General features: G+C 64.8%; 16 protein-coding genes. 7 read left to right on the top strand and 9 right to left on the bottom strand.

Annotated elements, in window-relative coordinates; all coding sequences use genetic code 11:
- Nucleotides 1-85: 85 nt before the first annotated feature.
- The 7 genes from ACNJX9_RS20705 to ACNJX9_RS20675 all read right to left on the bottom strand — a co-directional run bounded on the left by ACNJX9_RS20705 (nucleotide 86) and on the right by ACNJX9_RS20675 (nucleotide 7,277).
- Nucleotides 86-319, bottom strand: a complete 234-nt coding sequence (locus ACNJX9_RS20705) for a twin-arginine translocase TatA/TatE family subunit (RefSeq protein WP_027529733.1) — start codon at nucleotides 317-319, stop codon at nucleotides 86-88.
- Between the two features lie 165 nt (nucleotides 320-484).
- Nucleotides 485-1,237 (bottom strand): SMC-Scp complex subunit ScpB, encoded by a 753-nt coding sequence (gene scpB / locus ACNJX9_RS20700; RefSeq protein ID WP_439403986.1) that lies wholly within the window; start codon nucleotides 1,235-1,237, stop codon nucleotides 485-487.
- Nucleotides 1,238-1,258: 21 nt separating this feature from the next.
- Complete coding sequence (locus ACNJX9_RS20695; RefSeq protein WP_057755785.1) at nucleotides 1,259-2,098, bottom strand: segregation and condensation protein A; 840 nt, start codon at nucleotides 2,096-2,098, stop codon at nucleotides 1,259-1,261.
- Nucleotides 2,095-2,532 (bottom strand): hypothetical protein, encoded by a 438-nt coding sequence (locus ACNJX9_RS20690; RefSeq protein ID WP_439403985.1) that lies wholly within the window; start codon nucleotides 2,530-2,532, stop codon nucleotides 2,095-2,097. The genes ACNJX9_RS20695 and ACNJX9_RS20690 overlap by 4 nt, the downstream gene beginning before the upstream one ends.
- A gap of 45 nt (nucleotides 2,533-2,577) precedes the next feature.
- The gene (locus ACNJX9_RS20685; protein ID WP_439403984.1) at nucleotides 2,578-4,128 is read right to left on the bottom strand and encodes an SPOR domain-containing protein; all 1,551 of its coding nucleotides are present in this window, start codon (nucleotides 4,126-4,128) and stop codon (nucleotides 2,578-2,580) included.
- 140 nt (nucleotides 4,129-4,268) lie between these two features.
- Nucleotides 4,269-6,059 (bottom strand): arginine--tRNA ligase, encoded by a 1,791-nt coding sequence (gene argS, locus ACNJX9_RS20680; protein ID WP_439403983.1) that lies wholly within the window; start codon nucleotides 6,057-6,059, stop codon nucleotides 4,269-4,271.
- 9 nt (nucleotides 6,060-6,068) lie between these two features.
- Nucleotides 6,069-7,277: a deoxyguanosinetriphosphate triphosphohydrolase gene (locus ACNJX9_RS20675; protein ID WP_439403982.1), complete on the bottom strand. Its 1,209-nt coding sequence runs from the start codon at nucleotides 7,275-7,277 to the stop codon at nucleotides 6,069-6,071.
- A 123-nt stretch (nucleotides 7,278-7,400) separates the two neighbouring features.
- Here ACNJX9_RS20675 and erpA point away from each other — a divergent pair, with 123 nt between their 5' ends.
- Complete coding sequence (gene erpA, locus ACNJX9_RS20670; protein WP_057755794.1) at nucleotides 7,401-7,730, top strand: iron-sulfur cluster insertion protein ErpA; 330 nt, start codon at nucleotides 7,401-7,403, stop codon at nucleotides 7,728-7,730.
- Nucleotides 7,731-8,029: 299 nt separating this feature from the next.
- Here the strand turns inward: erpA and ACNJX9_RS20665 are convergent, their stop codons facing one another.
- A complete protein-coding gene (locus ACNJX9_RS20665; RefSeq protein WP_439403981.1) occupies nucleotides 8,030-8,452 on the bottom strand; it encodes a deoxycytidylate deaminase in 423 nt (140 codons plus the stop codon).
- A 117-nt stretch (nucleotides 8,453-8,569) separates the two neighbouring features.
- Nucleotides 8,570-9,493 (bottom strand): LysR family transcriptional regulator, encoded by a 924-nt coding sequence (locus tag ACNJX9_RS20660; RefSeq protein ID WP_057755799.1) that lies wholly within the window; start codon nucleotides 9,491-9,493, stop codon nucleotides 8,570-8,572.
- Between the two features lie 176 nt (nucleotides 9,494-9,669).
- Between ACNJX9_RS20660 and ACNJX9_RS20655 the strand changes: the two genes are divergently transcribed.
- From ACNJX9_RS20655 to ACNJX9_RS20630, 6 genes are read left to right on the top strand one after another with little or no spacing between them, the layout of a single operon-like run.
- Complete coding sequence (locus ACNJX9_RS20655; protein ID WP_439403980.1) at nucleotides 9,670-10,704, top strand: ABC transporter substrate-binding protein; 1,035 nt, start codon at nucleotides 9,670-9,672, stop codon at nucleotides 10,702-10,704.
- Between the two features lie 19 nt (nucleotides 10,705-10,723).
- A complete protein-coding gene (locus ACNJX9_RS20650; RefSeq protein WP_057755803.1) occupies nucleotides 10,724-11,539 on the top strand; it encodes an ABC transporter ATP-binding protein in 816 nt (271 codons plus the stop codon).
- A complete protein-coding gene (locus ACNJX9_RS20645; RefSeq protein ID WP_083514644.1) occupies nucleotides 11,539-12,387 on the top strand; it encodes an ABC transporter permease in 849 nt (282 codons plus the stop codon). The genes ACNJX9_RS20650 and ACNJX9_RS20645 overlap by 1 nt, the downstream gene beginning before the upstream one ends.
- A 25-nt stretch (nucleotides 12,388-12,412) precedes the next feature.
- Nucleotides 12,413-13,765: an FAD-dependent oxidoreductase gene (locus ACNJX9_RS20640; protein ID WP_439403979.1), complete on the top strand. Its 1,353-nt coding sequence runs from the start codon at nucleotides 12,413-12,415 to the stop codon at nucleotides 13,763-13,765.
- An 11-nt stretch (nucleotides 13,766-13,776) separates the two neighbouring features.
- Nucleotides 13,777-14,967, top strand: coding sequence for a CaiB/BaiF CoA transferase family protein (locus tag ACNJX9_RS20635; RefSeq protein WP_439403978.1), 1,191 nt, complete (start codon nucleotides 13,777-13,779; stop codon nucleotides 14,965-14,967).
- Nucleotides 14,964-15,740 (top strand): enoyl-CoA hydratase-related protein, encoded by a 777-nt coding sequence (locus tag ACNJX9_RS20630; RefSeq protein WP_439403977.1) that lies wholly within the window; start codon nucleotides 14,964-14,966, stop codon nucleotides 15,738-15,740. Before ACNJX9_RS20635 ends, ACNJX9_RS20630 begins: the two co-directional genes overlap by 4 nt.
- Nucleotides 15,741-15,753 lie beyond the last annotated feature (13 nt).

Below are 15,753 nucleotides of genomic sequence, written 5' to 3'. Positions count from 1 at the left end.
GTCTTCCGTTCACGCGAAATGACGATCGGCCCAATCCCTCACGCGCAGGATCGGGTCCGCTTCCCGCGTCTCGCGTGCTCCTGGCTCAGACGGCCTTGCTGCCAACGTCGGATCGCGCCGCGGTCGGAGCGGCATTGTGCTCGATGGACTTCGAGGGCTCCTGCTTCTCGGCGGGCTTGTCGTCGTCCTGCATGCCCTTCTTGAAGGCCTTGATGCCCTGCGCCACGTCGCCCATCAGATCCGAAATCTTGCCACGGCCAAACAGCAGCAGGACCACTGCGATCACCAAGATCCAGTGCCAAATGCTAAGTGAACCCATCCTGCAACCCTCCAAACGCGCATGGCCGGGACCCGGCCGATCTTGACCGGAACGTAGGCTTCGCAAGGGCCAAAAACAAGGACCAAGGCAGCGCCAATTCGCTGTTGGCGCTACGTAATCTTGCTAGTGTTAACCTGTCGCAGGAGCCCCTAGAAGGCCGGAGGATCACTCCTCGCCACCCCCCTCATCGCCCTCATTGCCACCTTCCGGTGGCGTCTCCGGCTCGACCGCCGGCGCCAGGGACAGATCGAGTTCCTCGCCCGGTTCCAAGGGATCCTCGTCCTCACGCAGCGCCGGATCATCCGACGGCGTCGGCACGCTGAATCCGGTCGGCAGGCGCGAATCCAAGAGGCCTGTGCCCTTTAGCTCCTCCAGACCCGGCAGGTCGCCGAGCTGTTCCAGGGTGAACTGCGACAGGAAGTCCTCGGTGGTTCCGAAGGTCAGCGGACGGCCGGGCGTCTTGCGGCGGCCGCGCGGCTTGATCCAGCCGGTCTCCAGCAGCACATCGAGCGTTCCCTTGGAAGTGACCACTCCGCGGATCTCTTCGATCTCGGCGCGCGTCACCGGTTGGTGATAGGCGATGATCGCCAACACCTCGATCGCGGCACGCGACAGGCGCTTGGTCTCGGTGCTCTCGCGCGTCATCAACCAGGCGAGATCGCCGGCGGTACGGAAGGTCCATTTGTTGGCGACCCGCACGAGGTTGACGCCGCGCGAGGCATAGTCCGCCTGGAGCTGCTCCAGCGCAGCCTTGACGTCGACGCCCTCGGGCATCCGCTTGGCCAGGGTCGCGGTGTCCAGTGGTTCACTCGAGGCGAACAGCAGCGCTTCCAGCAGCCGCAATTCTTCGGGGCGTGCCTGGGGCCCATTCTCCATCGGCTCGGCCTCTTCTACCCGCACTTCAGCCAGGCTTGCCATGGCAGCTTCTCCTTCTTGCACTTAACCGACCGGGGCATCGGGCGCAGACGTTGCGTCCACGATCGGTTTCCCGCGCCCCTTTCGGAAATAGATGGGCGCAAACGCCTCTTTCTGGTTCAGCTCAAGCTGCCCCTCACGCACCAGCTCGAGCGCGGCGGCGAAGCTCGAGGCGAACACCGTCGCGCGCTGCGTCGGATCGGCGACATGACGGATCAGGAAATCGTCGAGCACGCCCCAATCGTCCTGCTCGGTGATGCTGCCGACCAGCCGCTCCAGCGTGGCCCGCGCCTCGGCGAGCGACCACACCGTGCGCTTGGCCAGATGCACGCTCGCCAGCACGCGCGACTGACGCTGCGAGGCGTAGGCTGTGAGCAAATCGTACAGCGTCGCGGTGTATTTCGGATGCTTGATCTCGGCGATCTGCTCGGGCTCGCCGCGCGGGAAAACGTCACGCAGCAATTGCGCCCGGTTCATCAGCCGGTTGGCGGCTTCGCGAATGGCTTCGAGACGGCGCAGACGGTTGGCAAGCGCGGTTGCCATTTGCTCGGCGCTCGGACCTTCCGCGCTCGGCGGTTCCGGCAGCAGCAGGCGCGACTTCAGGAAGGCGAGCCAGGCCGCCATCACCAGATAGTCTGCGGCCAGCTCGAGGCGGATCTTTCGCGCGGCTTCGATGAAGTGGAGGTACTGGTCCGCCAGCGCCAGGATCGAGATCTTGGCGAGGTCGACCTTCTGCTGCCGTGCCAGTGCGAGCAGCAGATCGAGCGGGCCTTCATAGCCCTCGACGTCCACCACCAACGCCGGCTCGCCCTCGGCGAGCTCTGCGGGCCGGCCGGTTTCAAACGATAGAATTTCTGCGGTCATGCGGATGCCGTGTTTGCGGTCAATGCGTCCAGTTGCGCATTGTCGTTGCTGTGACGCGGCGCGCCAGCCGCCTGCATGGCGCGACCTGCGTCGCCAATGCGTCCCGCCAGCGTCTTCATCGGCACGTCATTACTCATTAACAAACCCTGGAACCCGATTGCGCTGCGAATCACCTGAGCAATCATTGTCGCAGAACTCGGCATTGGATGGACCGGCTTGGCGGCGCCATCCACGGGAATGCTGTGACCGGCGGGTCCGGCCGCGACCAGCTGTCCCGCGTTCAATTCCCTAGTGCGGCCCGCGGCTTGAGTCGAAATCTCAAAGCTATGCCTGAAGGGAATCAAGTCCCACGAGCCTTCGGCACGGACAAATGCCCGCTCAGCGGCGGTCAGTTCCGGCCCGGATACGCCCGTAATGAAAGCCCGCGTGCTCATAGGGCCGATTAACCCTGCCCCCGGAGGGGGTCAAGGAAACGACCGTTAATTCCTCTGGACGAAGCAGGACGGCAGGCCAGCCGATTTCAGATTGTTGCAGGCCTGCACCGCCTCATCAGCCGAGGCGTACGGTCCGGCGAAGGCACGGTAGACGATGCCCTTGCCCTTGTCGGTCAGGTCGACCCGCTTGATGACCGGAGAGCGGGAACCCAGCACGCTGCCGTATTTGCTCTGGAGCACCCGGTAGGACGCGGCGGCGCTCTCCTCGGTCTGTTGTGAAGAGACCTGCACGACATAGCCGCCGCTGGGCGCGGGCGCGATCTGTGTAGGGTTGGTCGCAGCCACGCGCTGCGGTGGCTCGGCCGGGGCGGCTTGCGGAGCCAGCGATAGCGGCTGATTGGCGCTGGCATTGGCTGACGTCGGAGGGGTGCGCGGGGCGGCCGGCGCGGCGACCGGCTTCGGCGCAGCCGCCGACTTGGCGGGCGACGGTGCAGCGGCCTGCGCCGCGGTGGCGTCGGTTTGATCACCCTTCACAACGACGACCTTGACCGAGCGGGGCGCGCCGTTCGGCATCGTCCCGTTGCTCGGGACCACCCCGGCGCCCGGTGGCGGAACGGTCGATGGCGACACGCTCGCGACCGACGGCGGGTTGGCATTCTGGTTCAGCGCCGGAAACACCACGCGGGGACCGGCCGCCTTGGCATTGACGTCGACAGGCGCTTCCTCGCGCGGCACGATCTTCTCGCTGCCGTCGCCGCTCACCATGCGATCCGGCACCTTGGCCGAGGAGTCCGACGGTGCCGGCACGATCTTGGTCGGCGTGTTATCGGCCTTGATGATCGGCGGCTCGCCGCTGCGGGGCGAGCCGATATAGGTCTTGTAGGCGAAAGCAGCGCCAGTTCCGACCACGGCAAGCGCGAGGATCGCCGCAACGGTCATCATGCCGCCGCGCGATTTCCTGGGCTCATCGAGATCAGCCTCGGGATAGTCGCTCTGGAATGCGTAGGGATCATCAGGATAGGCCGGCTCGCGCTGAAAATCCTGCTCGCCCGATTCGAGCCGCCCGTAGAGAGCGTCGTCGTAGCGCGCCGGATCAGGCTGCTCGTAGGGCGCTTCATAGGCTTGATGCTGGGCCGGCTCCTGACGGTAGGCTTGCTCATGGTAAGCCTGATCCTGATAGGACTGCTGCGGCTGATGAAACTGCGGCTCGGGCGCGGCTGGCTGGGCCGAATAGCGATGCAGCGGATGAATCGGATTCACGGTAACAGGATGGTCGGGCTCGGGCGCCGGCCGCGGCTGCACGTTGGCGCGGCGCATCCATGAGGGCGGCCCAGGCTGAGCCGGCGGCGCGGGCTCGGCATGATCCTGCTGATAATCCTCCTGCTGGTAATCGTCGTCCTGATAGCTCTGCGTCGGCGCAGGTGCCGCTGCCGCTGCCGGCCGCGCACCCGGACGGCCCTGCGCTGCGAACGGATCGGTCTGCCCGATCAGGCGCGCAAGCTCGGCCAAGGGATCGCTGTCCGCTCTCCCATGCTGGTCGGCGCCGCGACCATAGTCATCGGAAGGAAACGGTCTGTCGTGATATCGATCGGCCATCGTGATGATGCGTCCCTTCGGGAAAGCTGCGCGCCCCTCGACCAAGGCGCAGCTTTCGACCCACAAGGCTTTCAACCAAGTCTAAGCGATCCGGCTTCTGCCGGTACCCCCAATATTCCCCTTAAGTAGTTCGCCCCAAACTACCGCATCTCGTCCGGAGCATGGACGCCGAGGATGGCGAGGCCCGATGCCAGGACAGAGACGACGCCCTGGACCATGGCCAGTCGCGCCTTTGTAAGATCTGCATCATTATTGATAATGAAGCGTAAATAGGGCAAATCCCGCCCTTTCGTCCAAAGTGCGTGAAATTCGCTCGCTAAGTCATAGAGATAAAAGGCAATACGGTGCGGCTCATGGGCCGCGGCGGCAGCCTCCAGCATCCGCGGATAAATTGCGAGGCGCTTAAGAAGATCGAGCTCGACGGGGTCGGACAGCCGTTCCAGGGCCGACTCACTGAGCCAGGCAATGCGCTTGCCGGTATCCTCTGGCAGGTCCGGGAACAGCTCCGCCCGAGCGTTGCGGAAGATCGAGTGGCCGCGGGCGTGGCCGTACTGCACGTAGAACACCGGGTTGTCGCGCGACTGTTCCATGACCTTGGCGAGGTCGAAGTCGAGCACCGCGTCGTTCTTGCGGTAGAGCATCATGAAGCGGACGGCGTCCTGGCCGACTTCATCCACCACCTCACGCAAGGTGACGAAGTCCCCGCTCCGCTTTGACATTTTCACGGGCTCGCCGTTGCGCAGCAACTTCACGAGCTGGACGATCTTGACGTCAAGCGATCCCTTGCCGGACGTCGTCGCCCTCACCGCCGCCTGCATGCGCTTGATGTAGCCGCCGTGATCGGCGCCCCAGACGTCGATCATCTCCGCAAAACCACGGTCGAACTTGTTCTTGTGGTAGGCGATGTCGGAGGCGAAGTAGGTGTAGGAATTGTCCGACTTGATCAGCGGCCGATCGACATCGTCGCCATAGGCGGTCGCCTTGAACAGCAACTGCTCGCGGTCTTCCCAATCCTCGACCGGCGCGCCCTTCGGCGGCGGCAGGCGGCCCTCATAGATGTCGCCCTTGGCCTTCAGGAAATCGATGGTCTCGGCAACCTTGTTGTTGCCGGTCTCGATCAGCGAGCGCTCCGAGAAGAAGACATCGTGGCGGATGTTGAGGGCGGCGAGATCGTCCTTGATCTCGTCCATCATCATCGCGATCGCCTTGGCCCGCACCGTCGGCAGCCACTCGGTTTCGCTCATCGCGAGCAGCTTATCGCCGTGTTCCTTCGCGAGCGCTGCGCCCACAGGCTTTAGATAGTCGCCGGGATAGAGCCCTTCCGGGATCGCCCCGATGTCCTCGCCGAGCGCCTCGCGGTACCGGAGAAACGCGGAGCGTGCGAGCACGTCGACCTGGGCGCCGGCGTCGTTGATGTAATATTCGCGGGTGACGTCGTGGCCGCCGAACTGGAGCAGGCTCGCCAGCGCGTCGCCGAACACGGCACCGCGGCAATGGCCGACATGCATCGGTCCGGTCGGATTGGCCGAGACATATTCGACATTGACCTTGGAGCCGCCGCGGACGCGGCCGTAGTCAGCCCCCTCGCGCAGCACTGTCCGCAGCGCCTCGGCCCAGGCAGAGGGCTTGAGCGTCAGATTGATGAAGCCGGGACCGGCGACATCGACCCTGGCGATCAGCGCGTCAGCGCGGAGCTTCTCGGCGATCTGCTCGGCGAGGTCGCGCGGCTTCCTCTTTGCCTCTTTCGCAAGCACCATCGCGGCGTTGGTCGCCATATCGCCGTGGGAGGCATCGCGCGGCGGCTCGACCACCACGCGGGAAAAATCGACGCCCTCGGGCCAGTTGGCTTCGGCCGCGAGCGCGCGGCAGGCGGCGTGCACGCGTGCGAGCACGTCGGCGAACAGATGCGGGCTTGAGGATGTGTCGGGCATGGCCGCCGCCTAACGCAAATCCGGGGTCGAGTCAAAGAGCCGCTGGTGCTCGGTCAGGGCGAAACGGTCGGTCATTCCGGCAATGAAATTGCCGATCCGCCGGGCCCGGTCGCCCCCGTCGTCCGCGTCTGCCCCGACCAGCCATTCCGGCGGCAGGTCATCAGGCGATTTCAGATACTTCGCGAACAGGTCGAACAGGATCTGTTCGGCCTCCCCCATCACCCGCACCACCCGGTTGTGGCGGTACATGTGCCCATAGAGGAAACTCTTGATGGCAGCCTCCTCCTCGGCCACGTCAGGCGGGAACGTGATCAGCGCCCGGCTCTGCTGGCGGACGTCCTGGGCCGACTGGGGGCGGACGGCGGCAATGTTCTTTTGCGCCTCCGCGAACACCGCGCCGATCAGGTGCGAGATCAGTTCGCGCACCAGTTCGGCCCCGCGCCTGACCTCTTCGAGATCGGGGTAATGCGCGGAGGTCTCGGCGATGATCTCGGCCGTGAGCGGCATAACCTTGAGATCGTCGAGATGGAACAGGCCGGCGCGCAGGCCGTCGTCGATGTCGTGGGCGTCGTAGGCGATGTCGTCGGCGATCGCGGCGACCTGGGCTTCGAGCGAAGCAAAGCTCCAGAGCTCGAGGTCGTAGGTCCTGACGTAGTCGGCGATGCCGACGGGAATGCCATGTTCGCGATAGCGGCCGACGGGCGCGCCGCCGCGATCGGTCAGCGGGCCGTTGTGCTTGACGATGCCCTCGAGCGATTCCCAGGTCAGGTTCAGCCCGTCGAATTCAGGGTAGCGGTGCTCCAGCGAGCCGACGACCCGGAGCGCCTGGGCGTTATGGTCGAAGCCGCCGAAATCCTTCAGGCAGGCATCCAGCGCCCGCTCGCCGGCATGGCCGAAAGGCGGATGGCCGAGATCATGGGCGAGCGCCAGGGTTTCGGTGAGGTCTTCGTCCAAGCCTAGCTGCCGGGCCAGCGCACGGGCGATCTGGGCCACCTCCAGCGAATGGGTCAGCCGGGTTCGGTAATGGTCGCCCTCATGGAACACGAACACCTGGGTCTTGTACTTCAGGCGCCGGAACGCGGTCGAATGGATCACCCGGTCGCAATCCCGCCGGAACGGGCTGCGGGTCCGGCTCGGCGGCTCGGCGACCAGCCGGCCGCGGCTGCGATCAGGGTCGCAGGCATAGGGCGCGCGGGGGGCTGCCATTCCGACGGACACGGCGAATTTAGTCCCTATCCATTTGATTCTGCGTATGGTGGCACTTAACTATGTCGGACGCGGGATACCAAATGAATTGGGCAAGTGAACTTGGTATGACCGCGAGACTATCGGAGACCAGCAATGACGACTGCCGTGACCATCAGTGACCGCGCCGCCCGCCGGATCGGGGAGATCCTCAAGGGCGAAGGGTCAGGCGCGATGCTGCGTATCTCGGTCGAAGGCGGCGGCTGCTCCGGCTTCCAGTACAAGTTCGACATCGACCGCGACCGCACCGAGGACGATCTCGTCATCGAGCAGGACAACGCGGTGGTGCTGGTCGATTCCGCCTCCCAGCCGTTCCTGGCGGGCTCGCAGGTCGACTTCGTCGACGATTTGATCGGCGCCTCCTTCCGGGTCAACAATCCCAACGCGACGGCGTCCTGCGGCTGCGGCACCAGCTTCTCGATCTAGCCCGACCGCAAATCTCGAAAACAACCCCATGCACAGTAGCCGGACGCCGGCACGGCATGATTCGGCTTTTACGAAAATCGCTTGCGGCGTCGGGCAAAACAGGGGTAGGATGTCATCGTCGCGAGGTCCCCAAAAGGGAAGCTCTACGGGACTCCGCTAAGATCCCCCATTCTCCACGACATCCTCGCATTCATGGCGACAATCTCTCCAACGCTCGCCAAACGCACAATATTACGAGCCATATTCAGCAGCGACAGGATCAATCATGCCCATCACAGCGGGCTTGATGACGCTGCCTCTCATGCGCCGCTGCCGGCGTCGACCACACGAATTTCCACGCCGCCCTCCTCGAGGATGATCTGCGAGCGCTCGAACGAAGCGCCCCAGACCGGATCGCCGAAGGCGGGGGCCGGCGTGTCGAGGCAGACGATGCCCGCATCGACGATGGCGCGCGCGCAATCGATGCACGGAAAAAACGTCGACGTGATATGAGCACCGGCCGTCGCCACCCCTGCCCTGGCGGCGTTGAAGATGGCGTGGCGCTCGGCGTGCTCCATCCACACAAAGCGGCCGTCGCCCTCATGGCGCTCGTCGAGATCGCGCACCCCCGGTGGAAACGTGTTGCAGCTCGCGATTTCGGTACCGTCCTGCGCGACCAGCACGGCGCCGACCTTGCGTATGCGGTTGGGGCTATCGTTTGCGGCACGAAGCGCCGACGGCATGTAGGCGCCCAGGGGCACCGGGCGATGGCGAGATGGGGACTCGTGAGCCAAAGCGATCTCCTGATCGAAGGACTGATGATGAGCAGGCTGGAATGGGAATACGAAACATTGGAATCGCTACCGGCGCGGAATTGCGCGAAAATCCTGCTCCAGCAGATTGAATTCCCGCTTCAGTTCGTCGGCGACGACGCTGATGTGATGAGCGCCGGCGCGGATCCGGTGCACGAACAAGCCGATTTCGCTCGCCGCAAGGCCCGCTTCCGAGAGGGGCACATGAACCAGCTCGCCGCGGGCAATCTCGTCGACAAAGCCGGCCGGAGTGAAGAAGCCGATGCCGAGGCCCGCCTTCATCGTCTCTTTCATGACGATGAGCGAGTTGGAGGTGATGCGCGGGGAAAACTGGGCGCCGCTGTGAATGAATTCGGCCTCCGATGCGGCGTCGAGCTGCCACGCATCGGCGAGCATGACGACCGGATAGGCGGCGCACTCGGTGAGAGTCACATGCTTGCGGTCCGCCAGCGGGTGGTCGGCGCACATGAGGGCTCCGAGCACGGTGTGCAGGCGGGCCGCGATGTCGTAGTGGCGATAGCGCTTGTCGATGAAATGCAGCGCGATATCGGGCCTCGCGGCACGCATCTCCTCGCCGTGCTCGGCGGGATCGGCGTCGATGACGCGAAACGAGATATTGGGGTGGCGGGCAGCGATCGTCCTGATCGCCCTGGGCACGACCCGCACCAGAAGTGAGGGGATCGCCGTGATCCGGACCTCGCCCCTGATATCGCCGGCAATTGAGGCGATCTCCAGCCGGGTGCGACGCCATTCGGCGAGGGTGCTGCGCGTGTGGCGCAGCAACTGTTCTCCAGCCGGTGTCAGCCGTACCCCGTTGCCCCGGCGCTCGAAAATCGCGACGCCGATTTCGGCCTCGAGCTTGAGAATCTGGCGGTTGACCGCGGACGAGGCGACATTGAGCTGTTCGGCCGCGCGCCTTATCGAGCCGACCTTGGCGACCTGGTCCAGATAGCGCAGAACAACGGCGTGCATGGCGCAATTCAAGCCCGGGTTAGAGTGCTGCCGAAAAGGCATCACCTATCACGAAACTCTATCCTTCCCAACACCGCCCGGCCTCCACTAGCCTTTCGTTCGCGCCCAGCGGCGGGCGGGACCCGGTGCCGGAATGGTGAGCAGCTTTTCGGCGCCTGGCAAAGGGAGGCACGATCATGGCGAACAGGCTCATTGGGACGCGGCGAAGCTTGCTCCAGGGCGGAGCCGCACTCGCGGTCGGCGCGGCATTGTCCCCCATCACCACCCGGCGCAGCCGGGCTGCGAGCCTGCAGACCGTCAACATGCAACTCGGCTGGATCACCGGCGGCAATCAGATCGGCGAGGTGGTCGCCAAACGCCTCGGCTATTTCGAGCAGGAAAACATCAACTTCGCGATCCAGCCCGGCGGCCCCAATATCGACGGCGTCGCGATCGTGGCTTCGGGGCGGTACGAGATTGGTCAGCTTTCGTCGAGTCCTTCGCTGATGCTGGCCGCCTCGCAGGGCATTCCGGTCACCTGCTTTGCTGTCGGCGCCCAGGAGCATCCCTACGCCTTCTTCTCGCTGCCCAAGACGCCAATCCGCAAGCCGCAGGACATGATCGGCCGCAAGGTCGGCGTGCAGGCGACGGGGCAAGTTCTACTCACGGCGCTGCTGCGCCGGAACGGCATCCCTGAAGACAAGGTGCAGAAAGTGATCGTCGGCTCCGACATGACGCCGCTGCTCACCGGGCAGGTCGACGCCATAACCGGATGGCGTACCAATACGACGGCGCTCAAGGTGCTCGGGCCCGAAATTATCACGATGCGACTGTGGGACAACGGCGTCAGGCTCTATGCGCTGCCTTACTACACGACGACGGACTTCCTGAAGACGAAGCCCGATTTGCTTGCCGGCTTCTTGCGTGCCGCTGGCCGTGGCTGGGCCTACGCCAAGGCCAATCCCGAAAAGGCGGTCGATCTTCTCGTTCAGGAGTATCCGAATCTCGTGAGGGCGGACGAACTGGAAGCTCTCCCGATCATGTTGAACGCTGAGTTCACGGAGCGGACCAAGACTTTCGCTTGGGGCAGCTTCGATCCCGCCGTCTGGCAGGAGCAAATCGATTTGCACGACGAGCTCAAGCAGTTTGCTGCCGGCAAGCCCAAGCTCGAGCAAGTCATGACCACCAGGATTCTGGATATGACCGCCAACGACCGCCCCAAGATCGGCTGAAACAAGATCGGCTGAAACCATGAGCATCATGTCGCAAACGACTGTCCTGGACCGTACACCGGTTCGGGATGAGAGCCTGGCTGTCCGCCTTCAAGATGTCACGGTGCGTTTCCCGACCGAGCGCGGCGTTGTCACGGCGCTGGAGCGGGTGAGTTTGACCATTCCGAGCGGCGGCTTCCTGACGCTGCTCGGCCCGTCGGGCTGCGGGAAGTCGACGCTGCTCCGGGTCGTCTCCGATCTGATCCCGGCGACCTCGGGCCAGGTCGAGGTGCTTGGCACCACGGCCGCCGCCGCGCGGGCGCGGCGCGACATCGGCTTCGTTTTCCAGGACGCTTCGCTGCTGGCCTGGCGTACGGCGCTCGAGAATGTGCAGTTGCCGCTGGAAGTCGGCGGTCGGAGCAAGCGAGGCGGCGCGCGCGACGCGCGCGAATTGCTGGCGCTGGTCGGCCTCACGGGCTGGGAGAATGCCTATCCACACGAACTGTCCGGCGGCATGCGTCAGCGTGTCGCGATCGCGCGGGCCCTGATCAACGATCCCAAGCTGCTTTTGATGGACGAGCCGTTCGGTGCGCTCGACGAAATCAAGCGCGACCGGCTGAACGAGGAATTGCTGCGGGTCTGGGAGGAAACCGGCGCGACCATCCTGTTCGTCACCCATTCGATCTACGAGGCCGCCTTTCTAGGCCAGCAGGTGATGCTGATGGCCGCGCGTCCCGGGCGGGTTCGCGAGATCGTCCCCGTCGATCTGCCGAGCCCGCGCCGCGTCGCCTTGCGCGAGACGCCGCAGTTCATCGCGCTTGCTGCACACCTGCGAACCGTTCTGGAGGCTTGCTGATGAGCATGCCGGCATTGTCGTCTCACGACGCCAGCGAAATCACCTCCGCCGATGCCGAAGCACAGGCCGGCTTCGCCGCCGCAGCCCGCCTCGCCGCCTGGCGACGCCGCCTGCTCCCGCTGGCAGCAGTCATTGCCCTGCTCGTCCTGTGGGAGCTCGGCGTGATGATTTTCAAGATCCGGCCGTTTATCGCGCCCGCGCCGACCGCGGTGGCGATGACGCTCTATGGCAAGCTCGGCATGCTGCTCGGCAATCTCTTGCCGACGGCGATCGAGGCGGTCGCCGGTTTCTTGATCGGCAATAGCGCCGCGATCCTGCTCGCGACGACGTTCGTCTATCAGCGGACCGCCGAAGAGGCTCTGTTTCCGATCGCGGTGATGTTCCACACCATTCCGGTGATGGCTTATGCGCCGATCCTGGTGCTGTTGCTCGGCAACGGGCTGGAAGCCAAGGTGGCGATCGCCGCACTGATCTGCTTCTTTCCGACATTGGTCAACATGACACGCGGCTTGCGTTCGGTCAGCTCGCAACAGATGGAGCTGATGCGCATCCTGTCGGCCACGCCCAGCGAGATCTTCTTCAAGCTGCGGCTCAAGAGCTCTTTGCCGTATCTGTTTTCGGCGCTCAAGATCGCGTCCGCAACCTCGGTGATCGGCGCGATCGTCGGCGAGTGGATCGGCGCGACCACGGGCATCGGCGCGCTGATCATTCAGGCGACCTACAATTTCGACTCGCCGCTGCTGTACGCCACCATCGTGGTCGGCTCGGCGTTTTCCGCGGCGTTTTTCGCTGTGATCTCCTGGCTGGAGCGCTACTTCCTGAAATGGAACGTGGCGCAGACCGCTTGAACCCGCGCCCTTCGAGGAGCCTCCTATGACAAATCCTGACCGGATCATCGAGCCCGCGGCTGAAATTCCCGTCGTGCGCCGCGCCGATCTCGTGGTGGTTGGCGGCGGGCCTGCGGGCATCGCAGCAGCGGTCGCAGGCGCCCGCAACGGCCTCTGTGTGACATTGATCGAACGATATGCCTATCTCGGCGGCCTCGCCTCGGGCGGCATGGTGCTGGTGCTCGATGACATGTGCAACGGCGAAGAGATCAGTGTTCGCGGGATTTGCAGCGAAATGATCGAGCGCATGGAGCATATGGGCCTGTGCGTGGTGCCGCCGGAAGCCGAGCGCCGCTCCAGCGCGGAGCTGTGGCGCAAATGGTCGCGGTGGGGCGTGTTCGATTTTCACTCCCATACCAAGCCGCAGCCGATCTGCTACGCTGCCGCGTTCGATCCGGACGGCTACAAGCGGGCGGCGAACGCGATGATCAGCGAAGCGAAGGTCGACCTGCGGCTGCACAGCTGGTTCTCGCGGGCGATTGTCGAAGACGGTCGCATCACCGGCGTCATCTGCGACACCAAGAGCGGGCGACAGGCCATCATGGGAAGCGCCGTGATCGACGCCAGCGGCGATCTCGATGTCGCTGCCTCCGCCGGCGCGCCGTTCAGCCACGGCTCCTACATCATGACCACCGTGTTCCGCCTCGGCGGCGTCGATGTCGAAGCCGCCGAACGCTTCGAATACGAAGAGCCGGAGGCGTTCGGCGCCATCGACCGCGAAGCCAAGAAGATCATGGGTGGGTCCTGGGCCAAGTGGTGGTTGAAGACGCCGCTGCCTGATATCGTCTGGTGCAACTGCCCGCATATGACCGGCTTCGACGGCGTCAAGGTCGAGGATTTGACCCGGGCCGATTTCCAGGGCCGCGAGCGCATCGCCGCGCTGGTCGAATTTGTCCGTGCCAAGCTGCCGGGATTCCAGACGTGCTTCGTGGTCGACGTTGCGCCCCAGATCGGCGTGCGCCAGACCCGATTGCTCGACGGCGTCTACGTGATGAGCAAGGACGATGTGATGCATCGGCGCCATTTCGCCGACAGCGTCGCGCGCGGCCGCGACTATTACTATCCGTATCGCACGCTGCTGCCGCGAAACGTCGGCCAGTTGCTGGTCGCCGGCCGGCACTATTCCGCGACCTCGTCGGCGCAACGCACCTCGCGCGAAATTCCGCCGTGCATGGCGATGGGCGAAGCAGCCGGCGTTGCCGCCGCGCTCGCCATCGATGCCAACGTTGCGGTCGATCGTGTCGATATCAGGAAGCTTCAGGCGCGATTGCGGGCGCAGGGAGCCGATCCGGGCGACCAGCCCGCCGCCAACGCGCTCGTGACCGTTGCCGCAGAATAGGAACATCAGGAATGGATAGCTCTTCCGCGCAGCCGCTGTCGGGCGTGCGTGTCATCGATTTCACCCAGGTGATGCTGGGACCGAGCGCGACGCAGGTACTTGCCGACTACGGCGCCGACGTGATCAAGATCGAACGGCCGGGAGCCGGCGACCTGTCGCGTTCCTCGATTCCTGACGATCCCGACGGTCTCGACAATCCGGTGTTTCGCAGCCTCAATCGCAACAAGCGCTCGATCGCGCTCGATCTGCGCAAGGCGGAAGGCAGAGAGATCATCTATGATCTCGTTCGCACCGCCGACGTGGTGGTGAACAACTTCCGCGCAGGCGTCATGGAACGCATGGGCTTCGGCTACGAGCAGCTGTCCAAGATCAACCCGCGGATCATTTGCGCATTCGGCTCCGGCTTCGGCCAGGCCGGGCCGTTGTCCCACAAGGGCGGCCAGGACATTCTCGCACAGGCGCTGTCCGGTGTGATGCGTCGCAAGTGCAATGACGACGAGCCGCTCACGGTCTACGCGACGGCGCTGTGCGACTACACCGCCGGCATGCATCTGGTGCAGGCGATCCTGCTCGCCCTTCTGCAGCGTGAGAAAACCGGCCGAGGGCAGCAGGTTGCGGTCTCGTTGTTCGAGTCGATGCTGGCCATGCAAATGCAGGAAGCCGCGATGTGGCTGCACCGTGGCAAGGACCTCAGCTGGGGATCGTATCCCCTCACCGGGTGCTTTGCGACCACCGACGGCGCCGTCGTTCTGGTCGGCGCCTTCAAGGCCAACCCGCTGCAGGATATCTGCAAGGCGCTGGAACTGCCCGATCTCTCGGCCGATCCGCGTTACGCAACGTTCCAGGGCCAGGTCGAGCACAAGGCCGAGCTGCAGGGCAAATTCCGCGAACGCTTTGCGTCGAACACGACCGCCTCTTGGCTGGCGCGGCTCGACGAGCAGGATTTGTTGTGCTCGCCCGTGCTGACGCTTGCGGAAGCGCTCGGTCACGAACAGACCAAGCTGAACGGCACAGTGGTGACGCTGAGCGGTGGCGCGACGACCATGGCGCTGATTGGCACGCCGCTGACCATGGCTCCCGATGCCTTCCAGCTTCGCCGCCCGCCGCCCGCACTGGGCGCCGATGGCACGGCCGTACTCACCGAGGCCGGGTTCTCCGCAGAGCGCATCGCCGCTCTCAAGGCGCAGGGGATCGTCGCATGAGCGTGCAATTCACAGTGCAGGACCATGTCGCGCGCGTGACGCTCGACCGGCCAGATCGCCTCAACGCAGTCGATCAGGCGACCGAGGCCGAGCTGATCCGGATCTGGGAGACGATCGAGCGCGACCGCGACATTCGCGTGGTGGTGCTCACCGGCGTCGGCGAGCGTGCTTTCTGCACCGGCGCGGACATGAAGGGCGGATCCGGCTCCAGCGGGCTCGACTATTGGGCGGCCGCACGTCCGGGCGGTTTCGGCGGCATCGCGCTGCGGGAGACGCTCGACATCCCCGTCATCGCCCGTGTCAACGGGCACGCGCTCGGCGGCGGCATGGAGATGATGCTCGGCTGCGACATCGTCATCGCCTCTGATAACGCGACCTTCGGCCTGCCGGAACCGCGGGTCGGCCGGCTTGCGCTCGACGGCGGCATCGCCCTGCTCGCGCGTCGCATTCCTCATGTCTGGGCGATGGGAATGCTGCTGACGGGACGTCGCATCAGTGCGGCGGACGCGTTGCGGTTCGGGCTCGTCAACGAGGTGGTCGCCCCCGAAACGCTCGACGATGCGGTCACGCGCTGGATCACGGATATTCTCGCCTGCGCGCCGCTGTCGGTGCGGGCGATCAAGCAGATGGTGCGGGCCGGTCAGCGTCTGTCGCCGACGGACGCGCAGATGTTGCGGTTGCCCGCGCTTGTCGAAGCGCTGCAATCGTCCGACAAGGACGAAGGCGTGCGCGCCTTCCAGGAGAAGCGTGCGCCGAAATGGCGCGGCCGCTGACCATCAGGAGATC

Source organism: Bradyrhizobium sp. BLXBL-03, from assembly GCF_051853015.1.
GTDB classification, from domain to species: Bacteria; Pseudomonadota; Alphaproteobacteria; order Rhizobiales; family Xanthobacteraceae; genus Bradyrhizobium; species Bradyrhizobium manausense.
Note: the sequence above shows the minus strand (reverse complement) of the source record. Positions and strands in the feature narration are given on the sequence as shown.